The sequence below is a fragment of the Chitinophaga tropicalis genome (genome assembly GCF_009758205.1).
Taxonomy (GTDB): Bacteria; Bacteroidota; Bacteroidia; order Chitinophagales; family Chitinophagaceae; genus Chitinophaga; species Chitinophaga tropicalis.
In genome coordinates this window covers 89,655-106,034 of record NZ_WRXN01000009.1, presented here as the reverse complement: position 1 = coordinate 106,034, position 16,380 = coordinate 89,655, and the positions used below count along the sequence as shown (strand labels likewise).

8 protein-coding genes are annotated in these 16,380 nt (G+C 47.5%); 2 read left to right on the top strand and 6 right to left on the bottom strand.

What is annotated here, in order from left to right; translation table 11 throughout:
* Positions 1-7: 7 nt before the first annotated feature.
* The 6 genes from GO493_RS19580 to GO493_RS19555 form a co-directional block, all read right to left on the bottom strand.
* The gene (locus GO493_RS19580; protein ID WP_157307927.1) at positions 8-3,430 is read right to left on the bottom strand and encodes a carbohydrate-binding protein; all 3,423 of its coding nucleotides are present in this window, start codon (positions 3,428-3,430) and stop codon (positions 8-10) included.
* Between the two features lie 81 nt (positions 3,431-3,511).
* Positions 3,512-4,957 (bottom strand): RagB/SusD family nutrient uptake outer membrane protein, encoded by a 1,446-nt coding sequence (locus GO493_RS19575; RefSeq protein ID WP_157307926.1) that lies wholly within the window; start codon positions 4,955-4,957, stop codon positions 3,512-3,514.
* A gap of 17 nt (positions 4,958-4,974) precedes the next feature.
* Positions 4,975-8,247, bottom strand: coding sequence for a TonB-dependent receptor (locus GO493_RS19570; protein ID WP_198315773.1), 3,273 nt, complete (start codon positions 8,245-8,247; stop codon positions 4,975-4,977).
* Between the two features lie 315 nt (positions 8,248-8,562).
* Positions 8,563-9,732: a FecR domain-containing protein gene (locus tag GO493_RS19565; protein WP_198315772.1), complete on the bottom strand. Its 1,170-nt coding sequence runs from the start codon at positions 9,730-9,732 to the stop codon at positions 8,563-8,565.
* Positions 9,733-9,838: 106 nt separating this feature from the next.
* Positions 9,839-10,435: an RNA polymerase sigma-70 factor gene (locus GO493_RS19560; protein WP_157307923.1), complete on the bottom strand. Its 597-nt coding sequence runs from the start codon at positions 10,433-10,435 to the stop codon at positions 9,839-9,841.
* 45 nt (positions 10,436-10,480) lie between these two features.
* A complete protein-coding gene (locus tag GO493_RS19555) occupies positions 10,481-12,682 on the bottom strand; it encodes a TonB-dependent receptor (protein ID WP_157307922.1) in 2,202 nt (733 codons plus the stop codon).
* Between the two features lie 254 nt (positions 12,683-12,936).
* On the opposite strand from GO493_RS19555, the gene GO493_RS19550 reads away from it, so the two are divergent.
* Both GO493_RS19550 and GO493_RS19545 read left to right on the top strand, forming a co-directional pair.
* Positions 12,937-14,391: a 3-keto-disaccharide hydrolase gene (locus tag GO493_RS19550; RefSeq protein WP_157307921.1), complete on the top strand. Its 1,455-nt coding sequence runs from the start codon at positions 12,937-12,939 to the stop codon at positions 14,389-14,391.
* An 18-nt stretch (positions 14,392-14,409) separates the two neighbouring features.
* Complete coding sequence (locus GO493_RS19545; protein ID WP_157307920.1) at positions 14,410-16,350, top strand: hypothetical protein; 1,941 nt, start codon at positions 14,410-14,412, stop codon at positions 16,348-16,350.
* The last annotated feature ends 30 nt before the right edge of the window (positions 16,351-16,380 follow it).

Genomic DNA, 16,380 nt, shown 5'->3' with positions numbered 1-16,380 from the left:
ATACAAATCAGAATTTCATGATCCGGTAAGTGACATGTTTGTGCCCGTTTTCCAGTTTTAAAATATAAGTGCCCTGCGCCAGGAAACTGAGATCTTTACTGAGCCGGTTTTCTCCCTGCCGTACATTCCACTGCCTGACCATATTACCTCTCATATCCAGTAATGTTACAGTGTTGTAAGACTGACCATGAAAGTCAATATTTACAGGACCTGCTGTAGGATTAGGATAGATAATGATCTTACCTGCTGCAGCTTCTTCTGTTGGTTTGGAATAAGCTATTCTTGCAGCACTGGTATCAGCCGGATCAACAGCACAGTTATCAATACTGAACCAGTTGAACTTGAAGGTACCGGAGGTTATATGAATACCTGTGTAGTTAAGCGCCGGCAGCGTCATACTATCTGTAATGGTCTTCCATACTCCGCCGGTAGAAGGAATGTCTATAGTGCCGAAATTCAGCCCGCTGTGCCCTACCCATACTTTTGATGCAACTGTGGACGATACACGTAAGCTGATAGTATACCTGCCTGCTACAGGTACTCTGATCGTATTGTAAGCAAACCAGTCGCCTCCATACAGACCAGTGAAGTTTTGTCCGCCGCCAACGTCTGTACATGCCTGCAGCGTTGGGCGGGTGGTCCGGTTGGACGCACTCTCCGCTTCGTATTTATTATTCACGCTGCAGGTATATCCGGTGGTAACATTTGCTGTTTTGCTAAGACTTCCTGAGGCGACAGTTACTACATAGTTGCCGGGTGTGCTGCCGGCGGTAAAGACACCATTTGCGCCGATCGTATTGTCAGTGCCGGTTACTGTCCATACCGGCGTAAAGTTCATAACACTGTCCCGCTGATCATAACCGGTTGCAGTGAATTGCTGTGAAGCATTGACAGGAACGGTGATGCTGTCCGGTAATAATGCTATACGGGTAAGCACAGGCGGCGCTATATTATACACGCTGGCGGTATCGCTGACACAGCCCACAGTGGCTTTAACAATAGCCGTTCCCGGTGTAGTGCTGGTAAACAATCCGTTTGCATTAATACTACCGCCTGTAGCGCTCCATACAGGAGAGATATTGAAGATGCTGCTGTCCTGGCCATAGCCGGTTACTTTAAATTGCCTTGTCTGTCCGACGGTAAGCTGGGCTGTATCAGGTTTCACAGACAGGAATGACAGGGCGATGGAATCTTCAGGTATAATGCGTAGCCAGTTGAAGTTCCAGCCGTCTATATTAGAAGCTATGCGGACAGTCTTATTGCCCGGCCCAAAATGCACAGGCGCAGATGTTACCGTGATCCATTTCTGCCACCCTCCGCTGGCGGGCAGACTGACTGTTTGCAGGGTAGTGGTATCCAGCTGGATCTTTAAACTGGATGCAGTATTTACCGCTACGCGGAACTGGATACGGTAATCAGTGTTACCAGGTGGTACGGCAATATCATATTCAAACCAGGTGCTTGATCCGATATAGCTGACGTTCTTGCCACCACCGGCATCAGATGTGGTTTCTGTACAGCAGGAGTTGCTGTTGTCAAATTGTTCTGCTTCTATTTTTACCGGCAGAGGCCTGTAATTGGTTGTACGCAGGTTGACAAAAGTACTGCTGGTTTTGGTGACCCCGTTTACAGTAGCTGTGACAGTAACAACACCAGAAGTGTCCAGCGTGGCCAGTCCACCGGTGGTAATGGAATTTCCGTTTCCTGTGATGCTCCATACAGATGTGATGTTCATAACCTGACCATTCTGATCATATGCTTTGGCTGTATACTGCTGCTGTTTGCCGGGAGTGAAAGAGATATTGGCAGGGGAGATAATGATAGTATCCAGCACTGGTGTTCCCAGGCCTTTCTGGTAGATACGTACATAATCTACGGTCATGCTGTCCGGCCAGTCGGCCTCCGTAATATTGCCGCCCATTCCTCCGCCAATAGCAACATTAAGAATGACGTAGAACTTCTGATCAAATGGCCAGTCCTTCCAGTCTGTATGTGGGTTTACGTAAGTGTAGCAATGTGCGCTGTCATATGTAAAACGTAAGGAATCCGGTGTCCATTCCAGTGCATAGACATGGTAGACGCTATCTGCGTCCATGAGCTTAATGTTGTCTGACAGATGTCCGCCGTTTGTCCAGTTGTTGTTCTCCGTATGTACGGTAGACAGTACAGTGCCAAAGTTATTGCCTACATGTTCCATGATATCTATTTCACCGCTCCTGGGCCATGCGCCGTATGCGCCGGTAGTAGGCATTAACCAGATAGCAGGCCATGATCCACGGGCGCGTGGTAGCTTTGCCCTTACTTCTACTTTGCCATACTGGAAATCCATTTTGCCCTGTGTGATCAGCCTGGCAGAAGACCATGGCTCTGTTGTATTGTTGTTCGGAAAGTCTTTTTTACCTGTGATGATAAGGTTACCATCCTTTACAAGCGCATTATCATGGGTAGTATCAGTGTACACCTGTTGCTCGCCGTTGATCCATCCTTTAGGGCGTGGATCAACTTTCCATTTTGTAGCGTCGGGTAATCCGTTTGCGTTGAACTCATCGTTGAAGATCATTGTCCAGTTGGGATTGCCTTCAAAAACTACATTGCCTTTTGCAAGGTAAGTATCAACATTGGCAGAGTCCAGTTCCTGCCCGGATATATAGAGTTTCAGTGTAGTTCTTGAATAATTGGCGGGGGAGTTACCACTGAGTGTAATTGTGGCGATAGAGTCATTTATCCGTTGTACACCGGCAATAGATACGCCGGGAGGTAGGTTAGTAGATACCCAGTTGGCAGCATTCAGTGTAGGTTTAAAGGTGGTACCGTTCACTTTTGCGGTGATAACGGTGCTGTCTTCATGTCCCATGAGAATACTGGCATTGGTCAGTGTAATACCAGTGGGATTGGGGGCCTGTACAAGATCAAAGTAGAGGGTGCCATTCGCTTTTTTGCCGTCTATATAATGTACTTCTATGCGGTTGAAATCAGTTCTGTTCTTTACACTCTGAAAATTGTAGGCAGCTTCTTCCCATTGATTGATGCGGCTTACTTTGTAAGTGAAGTAGACCGCTTTGGCGTAGTCATTGCCTGGTTGCAGCTTGAACATGATCTCGTCAGTCGTAGTGCTATACACCAGCATTTTAAACACGCTGTTTGAAGAGAGGTCAAATGAGTCGGCCAGTGAACAGCCTGCGCTCATATATTCAAAGCAGGTGGTGTCTTTGGTGAATTTTGCCACCAGCGGACTGGGATTCACCGTGGAAGGGGCGGGATTGGGTACACCAAATTCCACTTTGCCGGTAGTGGTGTTACCTGCGTACCAGGTCCACCTCCCGGAACAAGGGCCATGGCCCTCCATATCGTCAAGAAGAATAAATTGTGCGCTGAGTTGATTGCATAGCAATAACCCCAGCAACACGAGAAGTGTTGAGATGATTTTCATAACGGATTTATTTAACGTGGTTCTAAAAATAAATCCGGCAGGCAGGCGCGTTATAACGCCCTGCCTTACCGGGAAGAATATTTACAGATTTGGGTTCACTAATGCATCCGCTCCGGGAATGGGCATCCAGTATTTAGCTTTGGTGATAGGGCCCGCCGGCTGCAGATCTTCCGGCGCTTTGTTGGCATTGGCCGCCTCTACCTGTTCCAGTCTGACCAGGTCAAACCAGCGGTTCCATTCTCCTGCAAATTCCCACGCTCTTTCCTGTACTACAGCTGTGGCAAAATCCTGCCCGGAAAGCCCGATAGATAAGGATGAAAGGCCGGCACGTGATCTTACAGCATTTACCGCCGCATAGGCAGCATCGTCCGGAGTACCGGTGGCGCGGGCCTGCGCTTCTGCATAGATCAGCAATACATGTGCATACCTTATCATAATAACTGGGTTGTTGGACATGTATACGTTCTTTGCACCACTCTGTATGGTGAATTTTTTATAGTAAGGATGCCGGGTAGTAGTTTTTTGCCAGGAAATGGTATCTCCGTTCACTACAAACAGGGTAGAGAAAGTTGCATCTTTCCTGCTGCCTGCAGGGAAGTCGTTAAAGAAGTTCAGCTCGGAGAAGAAGTCGCTCCAGCCGCCTTCATTCTCCGGCATAGTGGAAAGACCATAGAATGAATTGTAGGTTGACCACTGACCACGTGTGAACAGTGTAAACACATCTTCTTTTGTACCACCTGCAAAGATTTTCAGGAAACCATCCTGGTACAGATCGAAATTATAAGTTGATTTGTTGTCTATTACCTCTTTAGCTTTGGCAGCCGCCAGAGCATATTTTGATTGGTCTTTCAGCGGCCATCCGGCTTCCGTCAGGTATACATCTGCCAGCAATGCCTTTACTGAGCCTTTATTAGGCCTTCCCGGGTCCCGTTTGGTGTTGGGCACCATTTCCTCAGCCCTGGCAAGATCGGCCTCTATGAGCTTGTAAACATCAGCAGGAGGGCTTTTCTTCAGGGTCAGGTAATCGGGAGAATAATTTTCAGAAGGAATGATGGGCACATCTCCCCACAGGCGCGTAAGCCAGTAATAGGAAAGTGCACGCAGAAAGCTGGCTTCTCCTACAATGGCATTGATAGTGGCGGTGGTACCGTCTTTTACCTGACTGTAGTTGTTGATGATGTTGGTGGTGGACTGGATGGTTTTGTAACAGCCCAGCCAGATAGGGTTCATCCTGCTGTTGAGGGAGGACACATTGAACCTGTCAAACTCGCGGAACTCTTCCTTGTTGGAACCGGGATGTGTGGTAAGATCATCACCGCCCATGGTCATAGCGATCTGCGATACGGAGGTGAACCCGCTTGTCCATGGCACCATCAGGCTACCATAGGCGCCTGTCAACGCCGATTCCAGGCCTGCTACACTGCTCAGCGCAGCAGAACCGCCTACCAGCCCCCTTGGATCTTCTGTTAACTCCTTGCTGCATCCTGCCGCAAATAACAGGCATACTGCCAGATATATCTTTTTCATGTGGGATCTCTTTATAGTTAAAAGCTCAGCGTAATACCGCCAGTAATTGTTTTAGCATTGGGATAAGAACCGAAATCAATACCCTGACGGATATCTCCGGCAGAAGAATTGGCTTCCGGGTCTATACCACTGTAATCGGTGATAGTGAGCAGATTGGTGGCGCTCACAAACAGCTTTACTCCTACTGCATTTCTGAGTTTTGATTTTGGTATATCATAAGAAAGGCTGACGTTCTTTAACCGAAGAAAATCTGCCTTCTCCAGGAAGCGGGTGCTCTGTGTAAAGTTCCTGTTGGTAGTGCTGAAAGCCGGGATATCAGATGTTTCATTTACACCTGGTATGTACCTGTTTTTGATATCGACAGAAGTAGCTTCTCTTGCATCTCCTCCGTAATACATAGCAGCAGCTTTATTGTAGTTCAGCTTATCAAACCCGAAGAGGCCCTGGAACAGCAGGTTCAGGGTGAAGTTCCGGTAGGCGACAGTGTTATTCCAGCCAATAGATGTTCTTGGGATACCGGTGCCTATAACACCGTAATCATTCGCATCTATCACACCGTTATTATCTGCATCCAGGTAGCGGGCATCGCCTGCTTTGGCGCCAAATTCAGCAGCTTTGGCATCGCCGGGTTTCCAGGTTCCCAGGTAGGTAAGCCCCCAGATAGCGCCCAGCGGTTGTCCCGGCATAATTACAAATTCAGACTGTGGAGACATGCCACCGCCTATCTTACGATCAGTAGGATCAAAGATGAGTTTCTTACCCGCGCCCAGAGATACCACCCTGTTCTTAATGAAGGATACATTCAGCGCGGTGTTCCAGGTAACAGGGCCCTTATTCACAACATCGCCTTCAACAGAAAATTCCCATCCTTTGTTCTGTACAGCGCCTACATTGCGTGTAATGGTGTTACCACCCAGGTACATAGGCAGACTTTCGTTGAGCAGGAGGTCCCGGGTGTCTTTCACAAAGTAGTCGGCAGAGAGGGAGATCCTGCCGTCCAGGAGACCAATATCCAGTCCCGCGTTCTTTTGTTCCGTAGTCTCCCACTTCAGGTCGGGATTGCCGATGTTACCCATTACAATACCGTTCAGGAAAGTGGAATTGGTGAAAGATGCAATTAACCTTGAATAGGATGAATAGGTGCTGTAAGCGTTTACGCTTTGACTGCCTGTCAATCCCCAGCTGCCTCTTACTTTCAACAGGCTGAGCACGGGTATGTCCTGCATGAACGGTTCATTGGAAACCACCCAGCCGGCAGATACGGAAGGGAAGTAGCTATATTTGTTATTGCCCAGGAATTTGGAAGAACCATCACGTCTTAATGCTGCAGACAGCAGGTATTTGTCTTTATAACCGTAGTTGGCACGGCCTACAAGAGAGAACAATCCCCATTTTGAATAACCGGAAGAAGGGCTGCCGGGAGTGCCCAGTGCCAGGTTATTCCAGAGAAATGCTTCGTAAGTGAGATTGGATGCACCTGCAGCAACAAAGTTGTAGGTAGACTGCTGATATTCTGTTACAGCAGTAATATCTATATTGTGTACGTTATTGAATGTTTTGCGGTAATTCAGTGTATTGGTGTTCTGTAGCCTGATCTCCTTATTTGAACGGAGGCTGCTGGTGGCGCTGCCTGAATTGGTAACTTTTCCTCCAAAAGATTTATTCTCATATTCAAGATAGTTGGCGCCATACTGCATGTTGAAGGTCAGCCCCGGCAGCAGGTCAAACTTGAATCCGCCTATCATATTGGCCAGCATCCTGTCGGTTACTGCAAGCCTGTCTACTGTCAGCGCTACCGGGTTGAAGAAGATAGAACCTACCGGATCGCTGACGGTGAAGGTACCGTCCGCTTTTCTTACCGGCACTGTGGGAGACCATGTGATAGCCTGTGCCAGCGGGCTGCTGGGGCCATCGGCCGGTATGTCCACATTCTGTGCTGTGCTGTAAGAACCGGTAATGTTCAGGAAGGCAGATATCCTGTTATTCAGGTTGGAATTGATGTTAGACCTTACTGTGTAACGTTTGTAGTAAGAGTTGTTGATCACACCGTCCTGGTCAAGATAGTTGCCGGAGATAAAATAACCGGTCTTTTCATTACCGCCTGCAAGGCTTAACAGGTATTCCTGGCTGGGTGCGCGCCTGAATATCTCGTCCTGCCAGTTGGTGCCGCCATTGGCTTTGAATCCGGCAATCTGCTCGTCAGTGAATGGCAGGGTAGTGCCAACAGCTGTTGCATGGGCATTGGCTGTTTCTGCAAATTCTGCTGCATTCAGCAGGTCCATTTTTTTGATGACGGTAGCTGATGAAAAGCGGGACGTAAAATTCACTTTCATACCGCTCTTACTTCCTTTTTTGGTGGTGACGATGATAACGCCGTTAGCGCCCCTGCTACCATAGATGGCAGTAGCAGAAGCATCTTTCAGTACCTGTATGGATTCTATATCGTCAGGGTTGATAGAGAAAAATTCAGCGCCCACGAAACCATCTACAACGTAAAGCGGACCATTATCTCCATTGATGGAGTTAGCACCTCTGATACGGATGCGTACACTACCTCCGGGAGATCCTGCCGCGTTGGTAACCTGTACGCCTGCCGCACGGCCCTGCAATACCTGGTCAAGCCGGTTCACCGGCTGGTCTTCAAAAGATTTTGATGAGATAGAGGTGATGGAGTTGGTCAATGTACCTTTCCGTTGCTCGCCATAACCTACTACTACCAGCTCGTTGATATTGGAGGCGGAAGGAGTGAGGGTAACGGGCAGGCTGGACCTTCCGTTGACAGGCACTTCAGCCCTGTTGTACCCGAGAGAGGAAACTATCAGTACGGCATTATCATCAGGTATGCTGATGCTGTATTCTCCGCGTTCGTTGGTCACTACTCCTTTTGATGTGCCTTTTACCTGTATGGTAACACCGGGTAGCGGTTCTCCTTTTTCATTCGTTATCTTTCCGCTGATCTCTTTATCTTCCGCGGCCTGGGACGAAGGTGCTTCAGGTATTTTCCTCTTTACGATAATGATCCTGTCATTGATGGTATAGGTCAATGGCTGATCTCGGAAACATGCGTCCAGAGCCTGTTGCAGAGAAGCGTTTTTCAGCTGCACAGTTACTTCACGTCCGTGTACCAATTGTTCATCAGTGTACAGAAAGGTATATCCCGTTTGCTTCTTTATTTCCCGGAAAACTTTATCCAGGGATGTATTACGTTGAGACAGGGTAACTGTTTGTGAGTACCCTGCTGCATGTACCTGCAGCAAGGCCATCGTCATCAAAAGCACCGTTAATTTCATAATCAGTAACGTTTTTGCTGATAAGCGTGGAATAGTCCCCCAGGCAGCGCCAGCCGGGCTGCTTTGGGAAAAAAGCATCAATTGCATACATTTGTATGGTTTGGGTAAGTAATGAATAATTGCCGTAAACGATTGTACTTTATTGTACCTGGACTTTATAACCGGAAGTGGTCGCAACACTTCCGGTTTTTTTTGATTGTCCCCCCGTACAGAATAATCTTATATCTCAGTCTGGCGGCCGCAGGCCAGCCAGACTATTATTGAGAATAACGTGGTATAGGAATGAATAGCTAAGGACTCAATAGGCATAATATTTTATGGTGAAACAATGATCTGTTTTCCTTTTATCTCAAAATGCACTTCTCCTGTCATTTCTAACATTTTCAACACCCGGGATACAGGAACATTACTTGGAACAGTACCCCGGAAGTGAGCTGCCACAGTCCCCTTATATACTACTTCCACATCATACCAACGAGCTATAAGACGCATAACAGATCGGATATCATTCCCTTCAAATTGTATATAACCATTTTTCCATGCCAGCACTTCATCTGTGTTAACATCATCCAGCACAGACATCTGTCCGTTCTGCCTGTTAAGACTGGCGCCCTGCCCGGGATAAAGACGTTTGCTATTCACTTTTACCGCCCCCTGCAATAAGGTTGTTTTAATGGCATCTTCATCATTATAAGCCATAACATTGAATGCTGTACCAAGCACCTGTACTTCCATACCATCCACGCTTACACTGAAGGGCCTGCCGGCGTCAGGAGCTATTTCAAAATAAGCTTCTCCTGTCAGCTCCACTTTTCTTGTGTTGCTGAAAGCAGTAGGATAACGCAGGCTGCTGGAGGCATTAAGCCATACTTTGCTGCCATCAGGTAGTTGTAACTGGAATTGTCCCCCCTGCGGAGTGCGAAGTGTATTGTATTGCTGTGGCCCGTTCTGCAGCTTACCATTCTGCAGGGTATAGGCCAGTTGACCGTTGCCTGGTTTGCTGATAGTAGTATTGCCCTGTTGGGCCAGCGAGTTGCTAACGGCGCTGTCCAGCGGTATTTCCGTACCGTCTGCCAGTGTCAGCGTAGCTTTGTTGCCACCAGGCAGGATATCTTTCTCTGGTTGTTGTTTGGTAAGGGCTGCCGGTGCGGGGCTACGTTTATTTACCAGCCACCATGCGCTGCCCGACATCAGTAGTAATGCAATGCCGGCAGCAACGGCCCATCCCCATCTGCGCCGGATAGGGACCACAGGTGTATCCTGCGGATGGTCTGCCGCCAGTATACGGGAGGCTATATTATCCCAATAAGCGGTGTTATACGGCTCTTCCACAGGTACAAGATCTTTCCGCAACAGTTCTTCTATTTGCCGGGATATTACGCCGCTTTCATCAGCCCGCAGCAGATCAGACAGTTCCTGCAACTCGGCATCCGTAGCTGAATGCTGTAAAGCTTTATTCACAAGGTATGATAAGCGATCTTGCACAGACAATTCTTTTATTTTTAACGTGGTTCGTTTTTCCTGGTGACGTGGCCCCCATTTAAACAGACGCACAACTGTTCATTAAGGACCTATTATTCTTAAAAAATTTTTAAAGCTCTAATAACCAGAGGATAAGGAACGGTAAAAAGTGCCCGGAGGCTTCCAGGTACTTACGGATGGATTGTAAGGACCTGACCAGGGAATTCTTGACCGTATTGGGAGACAAAGACAGCGCTGCCGCTATTTCCTGGATCTTCATGCCCTTTTCCCTGCTTAACAGGTAGATCTTTTTAGCCTGGGGCGGTAAGCGGGTCACAGCCTCTGCAATGAGCTTTGTCATTGCCGTATAGGCCATCGCCTCTTCGGTACTGTTCAGCAATCCTTCAGGGGGCTGCCCTTCGGCTATAATATCCATAGCCTTATAATGCACCGTCTGCCTGCGCAGATAGCTGAATGACTGGTGAAAAACGATCTTCAGCAGCCAGGACCGGGGATTTTCTATCGCTGCCAGTTTATCCCGGCTGATCCATAACCTTAAAAATGTTTCCTGGATAATATCTTCTGCAACAGCAGGCGTCTTAGTAATATGCTGCGCCAATGGCCGCAGCTGAGGCACATAGGTATGAAACAGTTTCCGGAAGGCGTTCTCGTCGCCTTCCGAAATTAACCTGAAAAGTTCTTTATCGCTGTATGAGTGAGCAGACAATGTTTGATTGATAACTACCTGACTAAAGTAGTAAATATAATTGATCTAAAAGTTGTAGCGTAATACACCTCTGATATTAAAAGGAGTACCTGGCGTAAAATGGATCTCTTCTACAGGAGCCGCTTCATTTTTCAACCTGCTTTCGGTAGCGAACTGTGTTTCATTCCATGCTGTATTAAAAATATTCTCTGTGATCAGGCCAATACTAAGATGGTCCCACTGGTAATTCACATTTGCATCAGTAACACAATAGCCCTTTGCCACAATGCTGTTATCTTCATTAGCTGGTCTGTGTCCCAGGTAGCGTGAATTAATACCTGCACTAACGCCGGAGGGATGTTTGATGCTGATACCACCTGTTGCTGTGATCTTTGGCGCCAGTGGAATATAATTTTCTCCTTTGGCGGCATCATTCGCACGTGCATGCGTATAAGTGAGATCACCATTGATGAAGATCCATTTCCCAAGCTGATAACGTGCGCCAATATCTACACCTTTGCGTGTTGTTTTACCACTGGGTTCAACAATACCAACATCACCCACATATACAAACTCCTGTTCCAGGTACAGATACCATAGTGCTGTATTTACCACCAATGACGGAAGTGGCTTCCAGATAAGCCCCAGGTCTGCGCCATATGCAGCAGGCAGTATTTCATGGCCACTCTGTGCTACTACTACACGGGTATCATTACTATGAAAACCTTTCCCCAGTTTAAGAAAATACTGGATCCTGCTGCTAGGATTATAAAGGAAGTTCAGTTTTGGGCTGATGATGGATTTATTTTGTGATTGCGTGCTGTAAGCAGCAGCCAGCTTGTCAACGTAATTGAATTCAAGATGATCTATACGTACAGCAGGATTGATCAGCCACTTACCGGCTTTGATCTCACTGCTTACATAACCATAGAGGTTTGTTTCATTGATATCTCCCAGCTGTATCTGCTTTAATGTGGTTTTACGGTTCACCGTATGTGATAGCTCAATATTGTTCACATCATCATTACGCAAGCCCAGGCCGGCCTGTAAAGAGGCTGCGGAAGAGAAGGTTTTATTAAGGGCAGATTCAAACCCGAAAATGTTACGGTCTTCTTTCTGCCTGATCTGGTCTCCGTTTACAGTATCTTCCAGGAAGAACGTAAAATTGGAATAGAGCTCGAAACTATAGTGACTGAAGAAAGCGCTGCTTTTTACAAATGTAGTTGCATCAATATTTTTCAGGTATTGAAGATTGATGTTGGTACGTTGCGTGTTACCGCCTTCAGTATTGTCAATAGAACCAAAACGTGTGATCAGTCCTTCATCTACTGCATGCTGTGGTATTTGTCCGCTGGCATCCCATTTACTTTTGAAATGTGAAATGGAGATGGATAATTTATCATCATCCGGTAAATACGCTGTGTATTTACCCATCATGTTGATGCGGTTAAAGTTTTGAGGAGACACGAAGTATCCGTCTGTCATCAGGTATTCTGCTGCTACATATGCTGACTGTTTGTTGTTGTTTACAAGATCAAACATACCCAGTGTCCTGAAGGTATTGAATTTACCTGCTTCCAGTGTTACTGAGCTGTTGTCAAGCCGTTCTTTTGTTTTGAATGCTACATATCCTGTTGTGGCAAGATTACCTTTGTCAGCATGGTAAGGGCCTTTGTCAAAATCAATTGTAGCAATTGTTTCAGGGATCAGGAAATGAAGGTCTGCATATCCCTGTCCATGTGCATGGCTCACCATATTTACCGGCATACCATCCACAGAAATATTAATATCTGTACCATGATCAATATCAAAACCTCTCAGGAAGATCTGTTCTGCTTTACCTCCGCCGGCATGTTGCCCTATAAAAAGGCCGGGCACTTTGCGCAGTAATTCCTGTGAAGATTTTACAGGATTGGTCTGCAGATCTATATCAGAAATAATGTTAAGATGTTTGAGTGTAGAGTTGATAGCTACTTCTTTCAATTGCAGGTTGGATCTTTCAAGCGCTATGCGCTGCACTTCCCGTTGTATTACAAAGTAAACAGTCTGGTAGGAAACATGCGTTACTTTTACAGAATCGCCTTTCTGTGTCTCTTTCAGCCGGAAGGCGCCTGCTTCATTGCTGTGCGTGTGCTGCCCTGTGCGCATGTTGTAAATAGTGGCGTCCTGCAGGGGGCTTCTCTCTTTGTTATACACAGTACCACTGAAGGTCTGGGCAAAAACGGGATAAGTGAATGCCAGCAAAAGAACAGTAAAGAAGTATCGCATTATCTGGTTGTAGTTGTAGTGCAAATTAATAGAATGTGAGACTATGGGGTTAACATTTCGTTTAATATTTCTTCTAAAAATATCTCCGTTCATCCTTTTTTCTGCTGTCTTTACTTGTGTCCGCAATAAACTATCTCTATATTAGCGCCACGTCAAAAGGTCTCAACTATGGTAATGTTGTGGTTTGGAAGTCAAGCTATGGCATTATTCCTATTTCTATTTTTTCCTCTTTTGACTTAATTTATTTTAACGTTATGTTACTTAGATCGAAAAATCATGCAAGCCGGTCTCTGAAGGGATTTCTGTGCCTATGTGGCATAGGTATGGCGGCTGTTCATCCTGCAGCCGGTCAGACCGGTAAAATTCCTTTGCAGGACCTTTCCTCTTTCCGTGAACCAGGTAAAAGCTGGAGTATTGTAAGCGATGCATCTGCACTGCTGGACAAGCCTCATGAACTGACAGGAGTGAGCGGTACTGGAGTATTACTGAACACACCGGATAAAAAACGTCCGGGTCAGGACCTGTTTTCCGGCGAGGAGTACGGTGATGTGGACATTGAGCTGGATTATATGATGGCGCCGGGTTCCAACTCAGGTATCTACCTGCAGGGCAGGTATGAGATACAGCTGCTGGACAGCTGGACCACGCAGGTGCCCAAGCCGGGTGATAACGGCGGTATCTATGAACGCTGGGATGATAGCCGTCCTGCAGGTCAGCAGGGTTATGATGGTCATGCGCCCCGCTATAATGCCAGCCGCGCGCCCGGTTTATGGCAGCATATGAAGATCTCCTTTCAGGCTCCCCGTTTTGACGCTGCCGGTAAAAAAACGGCCAATGCACGTATGCTGCTGGTAGAGCTGAACGGTGTGCAGATACATGATAACGTAGAGCTGATGGGCCCAACCCGTGGCGCTATAGGAGGAGGTGATGAAAAAGCTGCCGGTCCGCTGCGTTTCCAGGGTGACCATGGCGCTGTGGCTTTCCGTAACCTGGTGATCAACAAAAGAGGCAATGCTCCGGCTACTCCTGCCGGCAACAGGTGGGACCGTGACGCGGACCCTATCCTGGTAGATGCCCCATCCAGCACCATCCTGCGCAGCTTTATGGACGTTCCGGGCACCCGCATTGTGCATGCTGTTTCAGTAGGCAGCTCCGAAAAGATCCACTATACATATGATCTTGACAGGGGCATGGTAGCACAGGTATGGCGTGGCGAGTTCCTGGATGCCACGCCTATGTGGCATGAGAGGGGGAATGGCTGCTCCCGCCCCCGTGGTGCGGTACAGTACCTGGGCAAACCAGCTTTTACATTGGCAAAACTGGCTTCTCCGCAGGCTGCATGGCTCACTGATACTACCGGTACCGGTTATCGTCCAAAAGGATATGTGCTGGATGATAAAGACCTTCCTACCTTCCGTTATATCCTGTATGGTGCTGCAGTGAAAGATGCTGTGCGTGTACTGCCTGACGGACGTGGGGTAAGGAGAGAGCTGAATGTGGAAACGCCTGTTGCAGGATTGTATGCAAAACTGGCGGAAGGACGTACAATTGAATCACCTTCAAAAGATCTGTATATCATCGATGGAAGATCATATTACCTGCAGCTGGAAGATGGTGGCGGCGAACAGCCACTGGTGCGTGATGCAGGTGAGCTGAAAGAACTCATCATTCCTGTACACAGTAAACTGAGCTATTCCATCCTTTTCTAATCCTTTTGACTATTACAGATGAAGAACATACTTAAAAAGGCCGCGTTATACTCGCTGCTGGCAGCTGCGGTTACAGGTGTTGCTTCCGGGGTATATGCCCAGGAAACGCCTAAAGAAGAAGACTTTTACAAGATCATGAAAGTATCCTCACCGGAAGGCACATTGCTGGAAGTGGGAGGGCTAACGGTAATGCCTAACGGAGATCTTGGCGTGTCTACCCGTCGCGGGGATATTTATATCGTAGAGAACCCCGACAGCCGCAAACCTTACTTCCGCAAATTTGCCTCCGGGCTGCATGAAGTGCTGGGACTTGTGTGGAAAGATGGTGCGCTTTATTGTGCACAGCGTGGGGAACTGACAAAGCTGGTAGATACCAATATGGACGGTAAGGCAGATGTGTATGAAACTGTTTATGCCTGGCCATTGTCCGGTCACTACCACGAATACAGCTTCGGTCCCAAACTAGCGCCTGACGGCTCTTTCTTTGTTTCCGGTAACGTTGCCTTCGGTAACCAGGAATGGTGGCGTGGTGAAAGCCGCGTCCCCTGGAGAGGCTGGATGATGCATATCTATGAAGATGGCCGTATGGAGCCTTATGCTACAGGTTTCCGTTCTCCCTGCGGACTAGGAATGATAAACGGGGAACTGTTCTATACAGATAACCAGGGCGACTGGTTCGGCTCCGGTGGTGTATGGCAGGTAAAGAAAGGAGATTTTATTGGTCACCCGGCAGGTCTGCGCTGGACGCAGGAACCTAATTCGCCCGTAAAGCTGACAGCAGAGAAGTTTTTCTCTTTTGTGGATGAAGGCCGTCCTAAAGATGAGAAAGGTAATTACACCAAACCGGAGAACCAGGTGAATGCGCCTTTTGTAACGCTGATGGATGTAAAGAAGAAAATACCTGAGCTGCGTTTACCTGCAGTAGTACTACCTCACGGTATACAGGGTATTTCCAACTCAGAGATAGTACCTGTACCTGAAGGCAGTTTTGGTCCTTTTGCCGGACAGCTGCTGGTAGGTGATCAGGGACAAAGTAAGATCATGCGTGTAGTGCTGGAAAAAGTGAAAGGTGAATACCAGGGTGTATCATTCGATTTCCGTAGTGGTTTTCAGTCCGGTGTATTACGCATGGCGTGGGCAAAGGACGGAAACTCCCTGTTCATAGGCGAGACCAATCGTGGGTGGGGTTCTGCAGGTGAAGCCAACGAAGGTTTGCAACGCCTGACATGGAATGGGAAGATACCGTTCGAAATGCGCAATATCAAAGCAATGCCTGATGGTTTTGAGATAGAGTTCACACAGCCGGTGAGCAGGAAATCGGCCGAGGACCTGGCTTCCTATTCTGTTGAGAGCTTTACCTACAAATATCATTCAGTATATGGCAGCCCTATGGTGAATATTGCTAAATGCCCGGTAAAAGGCGTAAAGGTCTCTGAAGACGGATTGAAAGCGAGGATCATTGTAGATAGCCTGAGACTGGATTATGTACATAACATTACCCTGGAAGGAGTGCGCGAAAAAGATCATTCTTATTCACTGATACATCCTACAGGATATTATACCCTGCATAACCTGCCGGAAGGTGAGAAGCTGGCATTGAGCCAGGCCAGTACCTATAATTCTTCCAAAGTGGCGGTAGCGGCAAAACCTGCCCCGGCCAAACCAGCAGCTGCAACTGCGGCTAAGCCTGCGGGAGCAAAGGCGCCGGTTTATGAAGAAGTAAAACCGTTGCTGGCAAAATATACCTGTAATGCCTGTCATAACGCAGATAAGCGCCAGGTAGGTCCGGCTTTCAAAGACATTGCCAAACGTAAATATACCGGAGAGCAGATCCTGAAGCTGCTGGCTAATCCTAAACCGCAGAACTGGCCTGATTATGCAACGGAGATGCCTCCTATGCCGCAGGTGCCACGTGCTGACGGGTTGAAGATAGCGGCGTGGATCAATTCACTGAGATAGGGGATTGTTTGAGATTGGCGCAAGGGATTG

Excerpts from the sequence above, each read along its gene's own strand:
- GO493_RS19580 (WP_157307927.1), bottom strand. The coding sequence starts at position 3,430 with ATGAAAATCATCTCAACACTTCTCGTGTTGCTGGGGTTATTGCTATGC.
- GO493_RS19570 (WP_198315773.1), bottom strand. The coding sequence starts at position 8,247 with ATGAAATTAACGGTGCTTTTGATGACGATGGCCTTGCTGCAGGTACAT.
- GO493_RS19555 (WP_157307922.1), bottom strand. The coding sequence starts at position 12,682 with ATGCGATACTTCTTTACTGTTCTTTTGCTGGCATTCACTTATCCCGTT.
- GO493_RS19575 (WP_157307926.1), bottom strand. The coding sequence starts at position 4,957 with ATGAAAAAGATATATCTGGCAGTATGCCTGTTATTTGCGGCAGGATGC.
- GO493_RS19550 (WP_157307921.1), top strand. The coding sequence starts at position 12,937 with ATGTTACTTAGATCGAAAAATCATGCAAGCCGGTCTCTGAAGGGATTT.
- GO493_RS19545 (WP_157307920.1), top strand. The coding sequence starts at position 14,410 with ATGAAGAACATACTTAAAAAGGCCGCGTTATACTCGCTGCTGGCAGCT.